The sequence below is a fragment of the Accumulibacter sp. genome (assembly GCF_032229525.1).
GTDB lineage: Bacteria > Pseudomonadota > Gammaproteobacteria > Burkholderiales > Rhodocyclaceae > Accumulibacter.
In genome coordinates this window covers 1-15,357 of record NZ_JAVTWB010000079.1, presented here as the reverse complement: position 1 = coordinate 15,357, position 15,357 = coordinate 1, and the positions used below count along the sequence as shown (strand labels likewise).

General features: G+C 64.1%; 15 protein-coding genes. 4 read left to right on the top strand and 11 right to left on the bottom strand.

Features of this window, described 5'->3' with window-relative positions; translation table 11 throughout:
• A partial coding sequence (gene ald / locus RUW20_RS04925) for an alanine dehydrogenase (RefSeq protein WP_313951084.1) occupies positions 1-1,100 on the bottom strand: 1,100 nt, incomplete at its 3' end.
• A gap of 250 nt (positions 1,101-1,350) precedes the next feature.
• On the opposite strand from ald, the gene RUW20_RS04920 reads away from it, so the two are divergent.
• Positions 1,351-2,076, top strand: a complete 726-nt coding sequence (locus tag RUW20_RS04920) for a sigma-70 family RNA polymerase sigma factor (RefSeq protein ID WP_313951083.1) — start codon at positions 1,351-1,353, stop codon at positions 2,074-2,076.
• Complete coding sequence (locus RUW20_RS04915; RefSeq protein WP_313951081.1) at positions 2,073-2,282, top strand: zf-HC2 domain-containing protein; 210 nt, start codon at positions 2,073-2,075, stop codon at positions 2,280-2,282. The genes RUW20_RS04920 and RUW20_RS04915 overlap by 4 nt, the downstream gene beginning before the upstream one ends.
• Positions 2,283-2,340: 58 nt before the next feature.
• Here the strand turns inward: RUW20_RS04915 and RUW20_RS04910 are convergent, their stop codons facing one another.
• The 9 genes from RUW20_RS04910 to pstS all read right to left on the bottom strand — a co-directional run bounded on the left by RUW20_RS04910 (position 2,341) and on the right by pstS (position 11,282).
• Positions 2,341-4,263 carry a PhoX family phosphatase gene (locus RUW20_RS04910; protein WP_313951080.1) on the bottom strand — a complete coding sequence of 641 codons (1,923 nt, stop codon included), beginning with the start codon at positions 4,261-4,263 and terminating at the stop codon, positions 2,341-2,343.
• Between the two features lie 109 nt (positions 4,264-4,372).
• On the bottom strand, positions 4,373-5,326 hold the full coding sequence (locus RUW20_RS04905) for a metal ABC transporter substrate-binding protein (protein ID WP_313951078.1): 954 nt from the start codon (positions 5,324-5,326) through the stop codon (positions 4,373-4,375).
• Positions 5,327-5,342: 16 nt separating this feature from the next.
• Positions 5,343-6,224 carry a metal ABC transporter permease gene (locus RUW20_RS04900; RefSeq protein ID WP_313951077.1) on the bottom strand — a complete coding sequence of 294 codons (882 nt, stop codon included), beginning with the start codon at positions 6,222-6,224 and terminating at the stop codon, positions 5,343-5,345.
• Positions 6,221-7,042 (bottom strand): ABC transporter ATP-binding protein, encoded by an 822-nt coding sequence (locus tag RUW20_RS04895; protein WP_313951076.1) that lies wholly within the window; start codon positions 7,040-7,042, stop codon positions 6,221-6,223. The genes RUW20_RS04900 and RUW20_RS04895 overlap by 4 nt, the downstream gene beginning before the upstream one ends.
• Complete coding sequence (locus tag RUW20_RS04890; protein WP_313951075.1) at positions 7,012-7,155, bottom strand: hypothetical protein; 144 nt, start codon at positions 7,153-7,155, stop codon at positions 7,012-7,014. The genes RUW20_RS04895 and RUW20_RS04890 overlap by 31 nt, the downstream gene beginning before the upstream one ends.
• Before the next feature lie 350 nt (positions 7,156-7,505).
• Positions 7,506-8,288, bottom strand: a complete 783-nt coding sequence (gene pstB, locus RUW20_RS04885; RefSeq protein WP_313951074.1) for a phosphate ABC transporter ATP-binding protein PstB — start codon at positions 8,286-8,288, stop codon at positions 7,506-7,508.
• A 15-nt stretch (positions 8,289-8,303) separates the two neighbouring features.
• A complete protein-coding gene (pstA, locus tag RUW20_RS04880; RefSeq protein WP_313951073.1) occupies positions 8,304-9,167 on the bottom strand; it encodes a phosphate ABC transporter permease PstA in 864 nt (287 codons plus the stop codon).
• The gene (gene pstC / locus RUW20_RS04875; RefSeq protein WP_313951085.1) at positions 9,164-10,141 is read right to left on the bottom strand and encodes a phosphate ABC transporter permease subunit PstC; all 978 of its coding nucleotides are present in this window, start codon (positions 10,139-10,141) and stop codon (positions 9,164-9,166) included. The genes pstA and pstC overlap by 4 nt, the downstream gene beginning before the upstream one ends.
• 112 nt (positions 10,142-10,253) lie before the next feature.
• Positions 10,254-11,282 carry a phosphate ABC transporter substrate-binding protein PstS gene (gene pstS, locus RUW20_RS04870; protein WP_313951072.1) on the bottom strand — a complete coding sequence of 343 codons (1,029 nt, stop codon included), beginning with the start codon at positions 11,280-11,282 and terminating at the stop codon, positions 10,254-10,256.
• 182 nt (positions 11,283-11,464) lie between these two features.
• Here pstS and RUW20_RS04865 point away from each other — a divergent pair, with 182 nt between their 5' ends.
• Together RUW20_RS04865 and RUW20_RS04860 are read left to right on the top strand one after the other, a co-directional pair.
• Complete coding sequence (locus tag RUW20_RS04865) at positions 11,465-12,034, top strand: GNAT family N-acetyltransferase (protein WP_313951070.1); 570 nt, start codon at positions 11,465-11,467, stop codon at positions 12,032-12,034.
• A gap of 638 nt (positions 12,035-12,672) precedes the next feature.
• Entirely contained in the window at positions 12,673-14,313 is a 1,641-nt protein-coding gene (locus tag RUW20_RS04860) for a methyl-accepting chemotaxis protein (RefSeq protein ID WP_313951069.1), read from the top strand.
• Between the two features lie 68 nt (positions 14,314-14,381).
• Here the strand turns inward: RUW20_RS04860 and RUW20_RS04855 are convergent.
• On the bottom strand, positions 14,382-15,357 hold a 976-nt coding region (locus RUW20_RS04855), incomplete at its 5' end, for an ATP-dependent DNA helicase RecG (protein WP_313951068.1).

Below are 15,357 nucleotides of genomic sequence, written 5' to 3'. Positions count from 1 at the left end.
AGCGCATCGTGATACTCGTACTTGAGGTCGTCGGCGACCTCGCGGCAGGTGACCTTGCCGAAGGCGACGTTGAGGCCGTTGCGCAGGTGCTCGTTGTCTTTCAGCGCCTGCCGCCAGCCCTTGTCGGCGATCTGCAACGCGAACGGTAGCGTCGCGTTGTTGAGCGCGTAGGTCGAAGTGTTTGGAACGCCACCAGGCATGTTGGCCACACAGTAATGCACCACGTCGCCGACCTTGTAGGTCGGGTCGGCGTGCGTCGTCGCCCGGGCGGTCTCGCAGCAGCCCCCCTGGTCGATCGCGACGTCGACGATCACCGAGCCGGGCTTCATCTCGTCGACCAGCTGGCGGGTGATCAGCTTCGGTGCCGCCGCACCCGGGATCAGCACGCCACCAATCACCAAATCGGCGTGCAACACGTGATGCTCGACATTGTCCCGGTTCGAAAAGACGGTAATCACTCGCGCGCCGAGTTGCCGATCCAGTCGCCGCAGGACGTCGAGATTACGGTCGAGGACCACCACCTGCGCACCGGTGCCGACGGCGATCTGCGCCGCGTTCGAGCCAACGACACCACCGCCGAGGATGACGATCTTCGCCGATGGCACGCCCGCGACACCGCCGAGCAGAATGCCCATGCCGCCGTGCGCCTTCTCCAGGCAATAGGCACCGGCCTGGATCGACAGCCGCCCGGCGACCTCCGACATTGGCGCCAGCAGCGGCAAGCCGCCGCCGGGTTGGGTGACCGTTTCATAGGCGATGCAGACGGCGCCGCTGCTGACCAGGTCGGCACACTGCGCGGGATCCGGTGCAAGGTGGAGGTAGGTGTAGAGAATCTGACCCTCGCGCAGCATCGCGCGCTCGCCGGCCTGTGGCTCCTTGACCTTGATGATCATTTCGGCTTTGGCAAAAATCTCTTTCGCCGTTGCCGCGATGGTCGCGCCAGCTCTTTCGTAAACTTCATCCGCCGCACCGATGCCGCTGCCCGCGCCGCTTTCAACGGTGACCGGATGGCCATGGGCGACCATTTCCCGCACTGACGACGGGGTAAGTCCGACACGGTATTCGTGGTTCTTGATTTCCTTCGGTACGCCAATGTGCATCACGGTCTCCTCGTCGTTGTTTTTGGGCTGCTTATCTTATGCCGTTTTCTGAGCGCCTGGCGGCTTTTTCCGCCACGCTCGAATTTCCGCGCGGCGGGCATCAAGGCCGGCAATGCCTCTCGGAAACAGGCCGCCTTGCCCACTGCGTGCCGCCGCGTCGGCAAGCCTATCGCCGGCAATTGCTTGCGTATAAACTGCCACACTGGGTCCCGCCCATTGGCTCGTGGGCATCTGCCCGCCGGCGGTTGTGATGAGCCCCCTCTCCTGGAGAAGCCGACGCCGTGCCGGACTCGCCGCAGCCTTCGATTGCCCGCCCAGCCAGATGATTGCCGACCATCGCGACAACACCGACAGCGTGCCACCGTCGAGCCGGGGCAGCATGACGCTGCCGCCAGCCGCCGCCGCAATCGCCGGCGAACTGACCGGCTTGCGGCGCGAGATGCTGCGCTTTGCCGTACTGCAACTGCGCGACCAGGCCAGCGCCGAGGATGCGGTGCAGGAGGCAGTCCTTGCTGCCCTGCAAGGGGCTGATCGCTTTTCCGAGCGGGCGAAGCTGAAAACCTGGGTGTTCTCGATTCTCCGCCACAAGATCGTCGACATCATCCGCCGCCGGGTTCGCGAACCGGTCTACCAGCAACCCGACGAGGAGATCGACGACGACGATTTCGACCCGCTGTTCAAGGCCAACGGGCATTGGCAGCGCGATGCCCGACCTTCGGACTGGGGCAACCCCGAGAAAAGTCTCGAGAACCAGCACTTCTGGGCGGTCTTCGATGCCTGCCTGAACCGTCTGCCGCCGGCGACCGCTCGCGTCTTCATGATGCGCGAGATGCTCGGGCTGGAGACCGGTGAGATCTGCGAGGAACTGTCGATGAGCAGCAACCACTGCTGGGTCGTCCTCCACCGCGCGCGTATGAGCTTGCGTCTGTGCCTTGATCAGAAGTGGTTCGCCGACGGGGAGCGCGCCCAGCGATGAACTGCCGCCAGCCGGTCAGGCTGCTGTCCGATCAGACCGACCGCGATCTTGCCGGCGACAAGCGCCTGCCACTGCGGCTGCACCTGCTGATCTGCGTCGGTTGTCGCAACTACCGGCGGCAGCTGTCTTTCCTGCGGCAGGCTTGCCAGCTCCCGGGACCGTCGACCAGCGCCGCGGTAATGGCATCTGTCACAACGCCCGACTGAGCCCGGCAAGCCCGGCGCCAAGCGGTGACCCGCACAGGGCCACGCACCGAAAGCGATCTCAACTGCCGACGACTCCGCCATCACGACGCCTGATTACCAGTGTCGCCGACCGCGGCCGGCCGCCGGTCACCCCGGCGAACTGGCTGGCCGGCCACCCCGAACCGGCCAGCGGCGTCGCCGGGTCGGAGCGCGCCCCGCCCACCTCACCGGGATGCTGGATGTTGACGAAAAAGCTGCGGGAATCGGGTGTAGCAGTGATTCCGGTGACCTCGCAGCCCAGCGGCCCGGTGAGAAAGCGTCGGACTTCGCCGCTGACCACATCGGCGACCAGCATCTGATTGTTGCCGAGTCGCTGGTATTCGGCACGGTTGAGGACGCTCCCCGCGACGTCGGTCTGAATCCACAAGCGACCCGCCTGGTCGAACCACAGGCCGTCCGGACTACCGAAAGCGTCACCCTTGATGTTGCCCTGCTGGTTCGGATCCGCATTTTGCGGATCGCCGCAGAGCACGAAGACGTCCCAGGCGAAACTGCCGGCGGCCGCGTCAGCGCCGTCCTCGCGCCAGCGGATGATGTGGCCGAAAGCGTTGTCCGCGCGCGGGTTGGCCGCCTCGGCGGTGGCTCGCTGGCGGTTGTTGGTCAGCGTGCAATAGACCTCTCCGGTTTGTGGCTGCACGGCGATCCACTCCGGGCGATCCATTTTCGTCGCCCCGACGAGATCGGCGGCCTGGCGAGTCCGGATCAGGACGTCGGCCTGATCGGCAAAGCCATTGCCTTCGGTGAGACCGTTCTGGCCGTGCATCAGCGGCATCCAGCGACCCTTGCCGTCGGCGTCGAAACGGCCCACATGCAAGGTCCCATGGTCGAGCAAGCTGGTGTTGTCGCCCGCACTGGTGGCGTCGAAGCGATCGCGCGACACGAACTTGTAGAGGTACTCGAACTGTTCGTCATCACTCAGGTAGACCACCACCCGACCGTCGCTGGCCAGGGTGACCGTCGCACATTCATGTTTGAGGCGACCGAGCGCGGTACGCTTGACCGGTGGCTTGGCCGGGTTCCACGGATCGATCTCGACCACCCAACCAAAGCGGTTGGCCTCGTTCGGCGCGGTGGCCACGTCGAAACGGCTGTCATGTTCATGCCAGCGGAAGCCGCCACCGTTCTTGCGCACACCATAACGCTTCTGATCCGCGCTCGGCTGGTCGAGGCCGTTGAAATAGGCGTTGAAGTTCTCCTCGCAGCTCAGGTAGGTGCCCCACGGCGTGAAGCCCATCGCGCAATTGGCGAGCGTCCCGAAGACGACATTGCCGCGCCGGTCGTCGCCGGTGCGCATCGCCGGCGCGGCCGCCGCCGGACCGGCAATGCGTACCGGCGTGCGCGCGGTGATCCGACGCGCGTACGGCGACGGCCGGACGACCTGCCAGCGCGACTCGGCGCCGCTGCCGTCGCGTTTGATCTCGATCACCGAAACACCGTGCGCGTTCTGCGACTTGCGGGTCTTGGCGTGACTCCAGTCGGCCATGCCGTCAGGGTGCAGGAGGCCCTCGTCGGTATACTCATGGTTGATGCACAGCAGGCCGTGCGTCGACGACTTCTCATCGCCCTCGATCCAGGGGAAAAAGTGCATCCCGTCGTGATGCATGCCCGCCTGTTCAGCCTGCTCGGCGGCACTGTTTGCGGCGTCGGCGCGGAAAGCCGGGCCATCCGAGACCGGGTCACCCCAGGCGTAGAGCAGTTGCAGCGTGTAGCCAGCGGGAACACGAACGGTGTCCTCGATCGATGCGGCAATCGGCGTGAAACCGGGGCCGGGGCGACCAGCCGGCGCCGCCAGCGCCGGCAGTCCGAAGAATGACAGTGCCGCGCTGCCCAGTCCCATTTGCAGCAAGCGGCGGCGCCTGATCTCAGCGCCGGTCGATAGACTGGTGAGGAGCTGCGCGAAATGTGGGTTCGCGCTGTCGTTGCTGATTGGATCGTCGTTCATTGGCTGCCTTGTTCCCGGAGGTGAGCGAAGGGACCGATTATCGCCCCAGGCGGTGGCCCGGCGGGCGCCTGCCGGGAGCGATAGCGGGTGTCGTGGCGCGCGGCGAGCTTCAGTCGGCCAGCGCCGCGGCGAGCGTTTTCGCGTTCTGGCGCATCATGCCAAGGTAGCTGTCGGCTGCGGTGCCGGGCGCTGACAGCGAGTCGGAATACAAGGTACCGCCGATGCGCGCTCCCGATTCCTGACTGATACGTTTGAGCAGGCGCGGGTCGCTGATGTTCTCCATGAATATCGCTCTGATCTTCTCTTGGCGGATCTGCCGGATGATTGCGCCGACTGCGGCGGCTGAAGGCTGGGCGTCGGGACTTACGCCGACCGGCGCAAGGAAACGAATGCCGTAGGCGTGACTGAAGTAGGCGAAGGCATCGTGGGAGGTGACCACCGTGCGCTGCCCGGGAGGCAGCGCGCTGAAGATGGCGCGGATGTCGCTGTCGAGCACTTCCAGCTGCTGCTTCAGTCTGGCCGCATTGGCCTGATAAACCGCTTTGTTCGCCGGGTCCACATCAGCAAGTGCAGCGGCGATGTTGTCAACATAGCGACGAACATTGCCCGGATCCTGCCAGGCATGCGGGTCCACACCCGCGCCGCCATGATCGTGCTGGGGATGCTGCTGCTCAGACCCGCCACTAGCGGCTGGCGCGCTGCCGAGGGCTTCAATCCCCTTGCTGGCGACCACCAGCTGGCCGCGATAGCCGGACGAACGGATCAGGCGCTCGATCCAACCTTCGAAGCCGAGCCCGTTGACCACCACCAGTCGGGCCCGCGAGACGATCCGGGCGTCGGTCGGGGTCGGTTGATAGACATGCGGGTCGGCCCCGTTTCCGACCAGCGTGTGCACTTGCACGTGCTCGCCACCGATCTTTTGCGTCAGGTCGCCGAGGATGCTGAAACTGACGGCGACCGGGAGCCTCTCGGCTGCTGCCGGCCCCGACAGAACAAGCAGGGCGATAGCCAGCAAGGCAAAGGCGGCCAGCCGGTGGAGCAACTTGCTAATCGCTTTGCACATCAGGATTTTCCCGGTCTCAACGCTCGAAATGCCAGCCCGACCGCCAACGACTGGCCAGCGGTCCGAGCGAGCCGACCGCCAGCGACAGCAGGTATAAGCCGCCGAGCGTCAGCACGATCGCTGGCCCCGCCGGCAGATCGGCGTAATACGAAAGTAGCAGACCGATGAACGAACCGGAGATGGCGATCAGCACGGCGATCAGCAATAGCGGACCGATATTGCATGTCCACAGACGCGCCGCTGCCGCCGGCAGAATCATGATTCCTACCGCCATCAGCGGGCCGAGCGCATGAAAACCGCCGACCAGATTGAGCACCAGCAGGACCAGGAAACCATAGTGGGCCACTGGCCCGAGGCGACTGATGCGCGCCAGGAAAGCCGGGTCGCAACCTTCGAGGACAAACAGCCGCAGGCCAAGCGAGAGGGCCACCACCGACACCGAGGCGAAGGCCGCAAGCAGCAGCAGGGTCGCATCGTCGAGGGCCAGCACGCCGCCGAACAGGACGTGCAGCAAATCGACGCTACTGCCACCGAGCGAGATGATCAGCACGCCGGCCGAGAGCGAGATCAGGTAGAAGGTCGCCAGGCTGGCATCCTCCTTGATCACCGAGTTACGCGCCACGCCGCCGGACAGCACGGCCACCGCCAGACCGGCGACCAGCCCACCGATGGTCATCGCCGGCAGTGACAGCCCGGCGATCAGATAGCCGACGGCCGCACCCGGCAGAATGGCATGCGACATCGCATCACCGGCCAGACTCATGCGGCGCAACATCAGGAAAACGCCCACCGGCGTCGCCCCGAGCGACAAAGCCAGGCAGCCAGCCAGCGCCCGGCGCATGAAACCAAACTCGATGAACGGGGCGAGCAAGGGCATCGCGGACAGCGTGTCGTTCATCCGGCGTCCTGATCGGCATGGCAGACCGCGGCGTGAGCCTCGCCGCCGCGTCCTTCGGCGATGTGCCGGGCGCGCAGCAGGTTCTCCTCGCTGAGCACTGCGGCAGTATCGCCGCGGGCGACGATCTCACGCGCCAGCAGCAGTGTTTCCGGGTACTCCTGGCGCACATGATCGAGATCATGCAGGACAGCGATCACCGTCCGCCCTTCGCCGTGCCAGTGCCGCACCAGCGCGGCCAGGTCGCGGACGCTGGCCGCGTCGATCGCCCCGTAGGGCTCGTCGAGCAGCACCAGTCGGGCGTCCTGCAGCACCACCCGGGCAAAATGCGCACGCTGCAACTGGCCACCGGACAGGGCACCGATCGGGCGGCCCTCCAGTCCGTTCAGTCCGACCAGGTCGATGGCCGCTGCGATGCGCTGGTACTGGCTGGCGTTCAGGCCGCCAAAGGCACCGATCTCGCGCCACAAGCCCATCGCCACGAAGTCACGAACGACCATCGGGAAGCTGCTGTCGAGCGTCGTTTGCTGGGTCAGGTAAGCGATTTGCTGCCGCTGCACGCCGTACAGTTCGATGCGACCCTGCAGCGGCCGCAATTCGCCGCTGATCCCTTTGAGTAAGGTCGATTTGCCGGCACCATTGGGACCAACGATCGCCAGCAGGCTGCCGGACGCAACCTCCCCATGCAGGTGATGTACCGCCGGATGGCGGTTGTAGCCAAGCGTCAGATTGTCGAAACGCAGCACCGGCTGGGCACTCGACGACGACTGACCGATCGGCACTGGCGCGTTCAGTTCATCGCCCAGAGAACGGCGGTCCACAGCAGCACCAGGGCGCCGAGCGCCCAGAGCAGGCGCCACGGGGCGCTGGAACCGAGAACCGGACTGGGCTGCGGAGCGCTGGCCGACGAGCGCCCGGGCGCGGGGGGAAGCATGGACGACACGATGCGCTTGGGCGAGGGAAAACCACGGTTGCCGAGAAGGGCGAATCTTGCCTTGACCGCGTGCCAAATGCAACACTGTTGCACGCTCGCGCTGAGCGCTGGTCAACGCTGGGAACGCTGACCGGGTGAAGAACGAGCTGGACCGTTCGGGCCGGATATCTGCCCTGTCACGACTTCGATGCGCAGCGCCGCGACGCCGCCCGACGGGAGAACACGGAAGCGAGGCCCGCCCAGCTCATCCTCCCGGAAAGCCACCGCCACAAACATGCCTCCTGCGTTTTGGTGCCTAGCTCTGCGCTGCCTGCGCGACGCGGGAGGAAATCGATGGACGCCAGTCGGAATCAGCCAAAACGTCCCGTGATGTAGTCCTCGGTCTGTTTGACCCTGGGTTTCAGGAACAACTCGTCGGTGCGGCCAAACTCGACCAGCTCCCCCAGGTACATGAAACCGGTGTAGTCGGACACCCGTACCGCCTGCTGCATATTGTGGGTCACCATGGCAATGCTGTACTCGTTCTTGAGCTCGGTGAGCAGTTCCTCGACCTTCGCCGTCGAGATCGGATCGAGAGCGGATGTCGGTTCATCGAGCAGCACGATCTCCGGCTTTACCGCCACCGCCCGCGCAATGCACAAGCGCTGCTGCTGACCACCGGACAGGGACAGCCCGCTCTGCTGCAACTTGTCCTTCACTTCGTCCCACAGCGCGGCCTTGCGCAGCGCCCATTCGACGCGGCCATCCATCTCCGTCGGCGAAAATTTCTCATAGAGGCGCACACCGAAAGCTATGTTTTCGTAAATGGTCATCGGAAAGGGCGTCGGCTTCTGGAAAACCATGCCGATCTTCGCCCGCACCAGATTTACATCCTGTTTCTTGTCGAGCAGGTTATTGCCTTTGAACAGGATCGCGCCTTCGGCACGCTGGCCCGGATAGAGGTCGAACATGCGATTGAAGGTGCGCAACAGCGTTGACTTGCCGCAGCCGGACGGGCCGATGAAAGCCGTAACGCGGTTGCGCGCAATATCCAGATTGACCGCGTTCAAGCCCTTGAAATCCCCATAATAGAAATCCAGGCTGCGAATTTGCAGGGCGGCGTGTTCTTCGATCTGAGCGATGTACTCGGACATGCAAGGCTCCGGGAATCAGTTCTTGTGGGTTTGACGAAAGAAGAGGCGTGCACCGATATTGACGCTCAGCACCAGCAGGGCGATCAGCAGAGCCCCACCCCAGGCCAGTTGAACCCAGTTATCGTACGGACTCATGGCAAACTGAAAGATCACCGCTGGCAGATTGCCCATCGGCCGTGACATGTCGGTGTTGAAGAACTGGTTGTTGAGGGCAGTGAACAGCAGCGGCGCCGTCTCACCGGTCACCCGAGCGATCGCCAGGAGGATCCCCGTCACCACGCCAGCGCGGACCGAGCGCAAAGCTACCTTCAGAGAAACCTGCCAGCGCGGGGCGCCGACGGCGAAAGCCGCTTCGCGCAGGCTGGCAGGCACCAGCCTGAGCATGTTCTCGGTGGTACGCACGACCACCGGGATGGCGATCAAGGACAAGGCCACGGAACCAGCCCAGCCGGAAAAACCACCCAGCGTCGCCACCATCAACGCGTAGACGAAGAGCCCGATGACGATTGACGGGGCCGACAGCATGATGTCGGTGACGAAGCGTGTCGCCGCGGCAAACTTCGAACTGCTACCGAACTCGGCCAGATAGATACCGGCCAGGATGCCGATCGGGGTCGAAAAGACGGTGGTAACGCCGACGATCATCAAACTGCCGACGATCGCGTTACGCAGACCTCCCCCTGCGGTCCCCGGCGCCGGCGTATCCGCGGTAAAGAAATCCCAGCTCAACGCGGCGAAGCCTTTCGAGAACAGCGTCCACAGGATCCAGGTCAAGGCCATCAAGCCGAAGGCCATGGCGACCAGCGACAGGCCAATGCCAAGTCGGTTGATCAGAACGCGCCGTCGATAGAGCTCCATGGCGCTTCCCTGGCCACTCATTTGCCTTGCCTGGCGTTGGCTCGCCGGACAAGCCAGCGCGACAACGCCAGTACGCATGAGGTGATGACGAACAACACCAGTCCGAGCGCGAACAAGGAAGAGGTATGCAGTCCCGGATCGGCCTCGCCGAACTCGTTGGCCAGCACCGAGGCGATCGAGTTGCCCGGCGAGAAAAGGCTGCCGGCGATGCGATTGGCGTTGCCGATGACGAAAGTGACGGCCATCGTCTCACCCAGCGCGCGGCCCAGTCCGAGCATGATGCCGCCGATCACGCCGACCCGGGTGTAGGGCAGAACGATATTCCAGACGACTTCCCAGGTCGTGCAGCCGACCGCATAGGCGGATTCCTTTAACACCGGCGGTACGGTCTCGAAGACATCGCGCATCACCGAGGCGATGAACGGGATCACCATCAGCGCCAGGACGATTCCCGCCGCCAGGATGCTGACTCCGATCGTTGGCCCGGCGACCAGGCCGCCGACCACCGGCAGCTCCCCGAACAAGGCCTGCAGCCAGGGCTGCACGTAAGCGGCAAACAGCGGTGCGAAAATGAACAGACCCCAGATGCCATAGATGATCGAGGGAATGCCGGCCAGCAGTTCGATGGCCGTGCCGAGCGGCCGACGCAGCCAAACCGGGCAGCTTTCGGTCAGGAAAAGGGCGATACCGAAGCTCACCGGAACGCCGATCAGCAACGCGATGGCCGAGGTGCTGAGCGTGCCGTAGATCGATATCAACGCTCCATACTGGTCATCGGGAACGCTCCACACGTCGCTCCACAGGAAGGCAGAACCAAACGCCTTGAACGTCGGTGCCGCCTCAAGGGCCAGCGAGATCAGGATTCCCGCCAGTGCCGCCAGGACCAGCGAGGCGAAGAGTAGCGTGACCCGGTGGAAAATCACGTCCTGCCGCCTGAAGATCTCGATCTGTGAAGCATGCACATCGACCTGGCGGGGAACGGCTACCTCACTCATTTCCAAGGTACTCATGTTCAATGCCTTCCGTCTTTGGCAAGCCGTCCGCCGCAGCGGGAAGCTAGCGGACAAGATGCCGACGACCGTTCTGCGGAGAATGGGCAGTCGCGCATTACTTGATGCGTTTCATCTCGTCTTCGACTGCGCTCACGACGCCGTTCGGCAAGGCGACGAAACCAAGTCCGTCGGCCATCGCCTGACCGTTGCGAAGCGCCCAGGTAAAGAAGTCCACCACCGCCTTCTGCCTGGCCGCGTCATCGCCTTTCTGGTAGGCCAGGATGTAGGTGGCGGAGACGATCGGCCAGGCCTTCGGGTGCGCCTGGTCCAGCAGATCCGGCGCCATACCCTTGACCTTGAAATTGGCGCCCGCCGCCGCCGCCGTGAAGCTGTCGCCACTGGGCAGCACGAAATTTCCGGATCGATTGCGCAGGGCAACGAATGGCAGGTCGTTCTTCCTGGCATCGGCAAAATCGACGTAACCGATGGTGCCGACGATCTTCTGCACGTTGGCCGCCACTCCGGGGTTTCCTTTGCCGCCGATCCCGTTTACCGGCCAATTAACCGTTTTGCCGGCCCCGACTTCACGCATGAAGTCCGCCGACTGGCGGGCGAGATAGTTGGTCATGACGTCGGTGGTACCGGAGCCGTCCGAGCGGTGAACAATGGTTATCGCCGTATCGGGCAGCTTGACGCCCGGGTTCAGCGCGGCAATGGCGGGATTATTCCAGGTCCTGATCGCGCCGCGAAAGATGTCGGCGGCGATCGGTCCGGTGAGCTTGAGCTGGCCCGTGGCAATCCCTGGCAAGTTGACGACGATGGTGACGGCGCCGATGACCGTGGGAACCTGCACCAGGCCGGCCGCGTCGAGTTCCGACTCGCTGAGCGGCGCATCCGTACCACCGAAGTCCACGGTCCTGGCCTTGATCTGCTTGATACCACCGGAGGAACCGATGCCCTGGTAGTTCACCGTCTGCCCGGACGCAGCCCGGTAGGCCTCTGCCCATTTGGTGTATACCGCGTAGGGAAAAGTCGCCCCGGCGCCGGTGATATCGGCGGCCCGCGCAGCAATCGATGAAAATCCGAGGACCACTGCCGCGGCCACACTGGTCAAATTCAGAAAAGCACGTTTGCAGGAAATCATCTTGGTTCTCCAGAAAGTTGGGGGGTTCGAAGGTCAGACGCAGTGATCCTACCGAGACAATGTTTCGACCCCATTACGGCGGCGCCCGGCTTCCCGAGACGCAGCGCGTGGTCGATTGCTGAAAATAGAGGCATACTGCCGCGCATGCATTTCCACCCCGTCTCGCTGCAGGACCGCGGCGCATGAGCGACACCATCGACCGCTGGCAGGCCTTTGACGGCACCTGGCTTGAAATGCGTCAGATGCGACCCAGCGATGGGCCGCAGGTCAAGGCGTCGCTCAACAAGCTGTCGGCAAGTGCCCGGCGCAGCCGCTTTTTTGCCGCGATCGCCGAATTTTCCGATGAAGCGGTGCACCAACTCGTTGCTGTCGATCCGCGCAAGGAGTATCTGCTGGTCGTGATGCGCCGCGAGAATGACATCGAGATCCCGATCGGCGGCGGCCGGTTCGTGCAGCAGGACGATTGCCCCAACTGCGCCTTCTCGCTACTTGTCGGTGACGACTGGCAAGGCCAGGGAATCGGACGGAGGCTACTCAAGTCGCTCGTCCGCGAGGCATCGCGACGCAGTTTGCGGACGATGTACGGTCACGTGCTGGCCGACAACCGGCCGATGCTCGTACTGGCACGTTCGTTGCGCTTCGCTTTCGACGACAGCGACCAGGGCGCAGAGGTAGTCAAGGTCGCGCGGGAGCTTTTCGACCCCGCGTCGCAGCGACGGCGCGGCCTCTTTCAGAGGCTTTGGCGGCGCTAGCCGACCCTGCCCCAGCGTAGAGAGAACCACGCTCCGGAGAACCTGCCCCGGTGGACGCATCCGGCCGCAAACCTGCACGCCGAAACAGCTCGACTATCGCACAGGCGCCTCTGCAGCCTTCGAGAACCTGGACCCACCGGAAATCCTGTGTGCCGCCTTTGCCAACGGGACCCTCGATGCGCTGCTCGAATGCGAGGATGAGTTCGCCGAGGGTTCGGGGACACCACAGCCGCCCGACACTGATCGGCCTGTTTGCCGGAAAACCGTGAGCCACCAGAACCAGGCTGGCGGTTTCTCGCAGCAGAGCCTCAAGTTTTCCATAGCGCAGCCGATAGTAGTCGTGTGACATCGATTCCCTTGATCGCCACCGCCCTGGCTGCGCGTTTGGCACAGACGCACGAACGACTACGAAGAGTCGCTTGCGGCCCGGGTGCGCCAGCTCCACCAAGGCTCTCGGACGCCCACCGATGAAAAGCAGTTGAGCAGCGCCGGATCCTGGCTCGTCCAGCAAGATCGACAGACAGGCTTTTCGGCGGTAGCCTGACAAGTTCGCAAAAACCAGCCGTACCTGCCCGCCAAGCTCTGGCCAGAATCACCCGCGATCGCTACACGAACAACCGCTCACCAGGAGAATTGCAATGAAACTCAGCGAATGGACTATCAAGGCGCGCTTTGTCATCGTCGTGGTAGTCGCCGTGCTCGGCCTCGTCGTACTCGGCCTGTACTCCCTCAACAACATGCGCACAAACCTGCTGACAGACCGTAAGGACAAGATTCAGGTATTGGTTGAGGCTGGTGGCGGTGTCTTCGCCCACTATCATGCCCTGGCGAAGAGCGGCGCGCTGACCGAGGACGAAGCGAAGAAGCAGGCACTCGATGCGCTGCGTCAGATGCGCTACGGGGACGGCGAATATTTCTTCGTCCTCGATGCACAACACAACTTTGTCATGCACGCCGTGAAGCCAGCGCTGGAAGGCAAGAGCGCCGCTGATCTGCGCGACCCCGACGGAAAACTGTTCGTCCAGGACCTGGTACGCACGGGACTCGGCAGCGAGCGAGGAGGCATTGTCGAGTATTCGTTCGCCAAGCCCGGCAGCGACAAACCTGTGCCCAAGATCAGCTTTGCCGCCCAATTCAAGCCGTGGGGTTGGGTGTTGGGCACCGGCATCTATCTCGACGACGTCGACCGGGAATTCCGGCAGGAAGCAATCAACGCCTTGGTGATCATCGCTCTGGTCATTACCGTCCTGGTCGGCGTATCGCTGTGGATTGGTCGCAGCGTGCTGCGCCAGCTTGGCGGCGAACCCGCCGAAGCGTCGGCGATCGCCCTGCGCATCGCCGGTGGCGATCTCGGTCAGCAGATGAACGCCGACAAGCTGCCCAGCGGCAGCTTGATGCACTCGATCGCCCAGATGCAGACCCGTCTGCGCAGCATCATTGCCGATATCGGGCAGTTATCCGCGGCGCTGGCCAACAGCTCCAGCGAGATTTCACTGGCGACGGACGAAACCCGTCGCGCCGCCGAGGAGCAGGCCAACTCGACGTCGGCTACCGCAGCCTCAATCGAGGAACTGACCGCGAGCATCAACGAGGTGGCGCACAGCGCCGACGCGACCGGGAAGAACTCGAGCGAGGCAGCCACCTGTGCGGAACAGGGTCGGCTGCTGGTCAGCAGCTCGGCAGGCGAAATCGAGAAGGTCGCGGAAATCGTCGCCCGCTCGTCCGGCCAGATCCGCCAGCTTGCCGCCCGCTCAAGGGACATCGGCGGCATTGCCGAGGTGATCAAGGAGATTGCAGAACAGACCAACCTGCTGGCGCTCAATGCGGCAATCGAGGCGGCACGTGCCGGCGAACAGGGTCGCGGTTTCGCGGTTGTCGCCGACGAAGTCCGCAAGCTTGCCGAGCGCACGAGCAAAGCGACCAACGAAATCAGCACGATGGTGGCCAGCGTCCAGGCCGATACGGAGATGGCAGTCGGCGCCATGGGCGAGGCCGCACCACAGGTAAGCAAGAGCCTCGACAAGGCCCGCGAGGCGACCAACATGCTCGAGTCGATCCACCGCCAGGCGCTGGAGTCGAGCGAGCGCGTGCAGGAAGTGGCCAGCGCGACGCGCGAACAGGCAACGGTCGCCAACGACATCGCGCGCCACGTGCAGAACATCGCGTCGATGACCGAGGAGACCAACGCGACGATGCAGGGCAACGCCGACTCCGCGGTCGCGCTCAACGGCCTCGCCGGCAAGTTGCGGGAAGCCGTCGCTTATTTTCGCGTCACCTGAGCGTGACCAGCGGACAAGCCGGAAACGCGGAACGCGGGCCGGCGGCCATCGGGCTCGCGCGCCCGAGGTCAGGCTTTCAGCAGCTCCTCCCGAGCGCCAAGCCAGCGGCGGAGCTGGCGCGTGGCGCGCTCGGGGTCATCGCGCAGCAGATACATGGCCATCTCTCGGGCCAGTTCGACGAGCTCGGCATCGACCTCGAGATCCGCGTAGCGTAGCAGCGGCACGCCGGACTGGCGGCTGCCAACAAACTCGCCGGGCCCGCGCAACTGCAGATCGCGGCGAGCAATTTCGAAGCCGTCGCTATGCTCGTAGATGACTTTCAGGCGTGCCCGCGCGGTGGGCGACAAGGGCTGCTGATAGAGCAACACGCAAACCGAGTCATGGGCACCGCGTCCGACGCGTCCGCGTAGCTGATGGAGTTGCGCCAGCCCGAAACGCTCGGCGTGTTCGATGACCATCAAACTGGCGTTCGGCACGTCGACGCCGACTTCGATCACCGTCGTCGCCACCAGCACATCGATCTCCCCGGCAACGAAAGCGGCCATCGCTGCCGCTTTTTCATTGCCGCGCAGGCGACCATGCACCAGGCCAATGCGCAAATCCGGAAGCTCGTCGCAGAGGGTTGCATAGGTATCGAGCGCCGCCTGCAGTTCGAGCTTCGCCGACTCCTCCACCAGGGGACAGACCCAGTAGGCCTGCCGCCCGTCGGCAACCACTGCGCGTACCGCCGCGGTCACTTCGTGCCGGCGCGTGTCCGAGAACAGCCGGGTGCGCACGGGTGAGCGGCCAGCCGGCATTTCGTCGATTACCGAAACGTCAAGATCGGCGTAATAACTCATCGCCAGGGTACGCGGAATCGGCGTCGCGGACATCATCAGCTGGTGCGGGTTGGCGCCCTTGCGCCGCAGGTCGAGCCGCTGCACGACGCCGAAGCGATGTTGCTCGTCGACGATGACCAGGCCGAGGCAGGTGAAATCCAGCCCTTCCTGAATCAGCGCATGGGTGCCGACCACCAGTTGGGCCGTACTCGCTGCCCGCCGCTGC

Excerpts from the sequence above, each read along its gene's own strand:
- pstA (WP_313951073.1), bottom strand. The coding sequence starts at position 9,167 with ATGAGTGGCCAGGGAAGCGCCATGGAGCTCTATCGACGGCGCGTTCTG.
- RUW20_RS04910 (WP_313951080.1), bottom strand. The coding sequence starts at position 4,263 with ATGAACGACGATCCAATCAGCAACGACAGCGCGAACCCACATTTCGCG.
- RUW20_RS04860 (WP_313951069.1), top strand. The coding sequence starts at position 12,673 with ATGAAACTCAGCGAATGGACTATCAAGGCGCGCTTTGTCATCGTCGTG.
- pstS (WP_313951072.1), bottom strand. The coding sequence starts at position 11,282 with ATGATTTCCTGCAAACGTGCTTTTCTGAATTTGACCAGTGTGGCCGCG.
- RUW20_RS04920 (WP_313951083.1), top strand. The coding sequence starts at position 1,351 with ATGAGCCCCCTCTCCTGGAGAAGCCGACGCCGTGCCGGACTCGCCGCA.
- RUW20_RS04905 (WP_313951078.1), bottom strand. The coding sequence starts at position 5,326 with ATGTGCAAAGCGATTAGCAAGTTGCTCCACCGGCTGGCCGCCTTTGCC.
- RUW20_RS04915 (WP_313951081.1), top strand. The coding sequence starts at position 2,073 with ATGAACTGCCGCCAGCCGGTCAGGCTGCTGTCCGATCAGACCGACCGC.
- RUW20_RS04865 (WP_313951070.1), top strand. The coding sequence starts at position 11,465 with ATGAGCGACACCATCGACCGCTGGCAGGCCTTTGACGGCACCTGGCTT.
- pstB (WP_313951074.1), bottom strand. The coding sequence starts at position 8,288 with ATGTCCGAGTACATCGCTCAGATCGAAGAACACGCCGCCCTGCAAATT.
- pstC (WP_313951085.1), bottom strand. The coding sequence starts at position 10,141 with ATGAGTGAGGTAGCCGTTCCCCGCCAGGTCGATGTGCATGCTTCACAG.
- RUW20_RS04890 (WP_313951075.1), bottom strand. The coding sequence starts at position 7,155 with ATGCTTCCCCCCGCGCCCGGGCGCTCGTCGGCCAGCGCTCCGCAGCCC.
- RUW20_RS04900 (WP_313951077.1), bottom strand. The coding sequence starts at position 6,224 with ATGAACGACACGCTGTCCGCGATGCCCTTGCTCGCCCCGTTCATCGAG.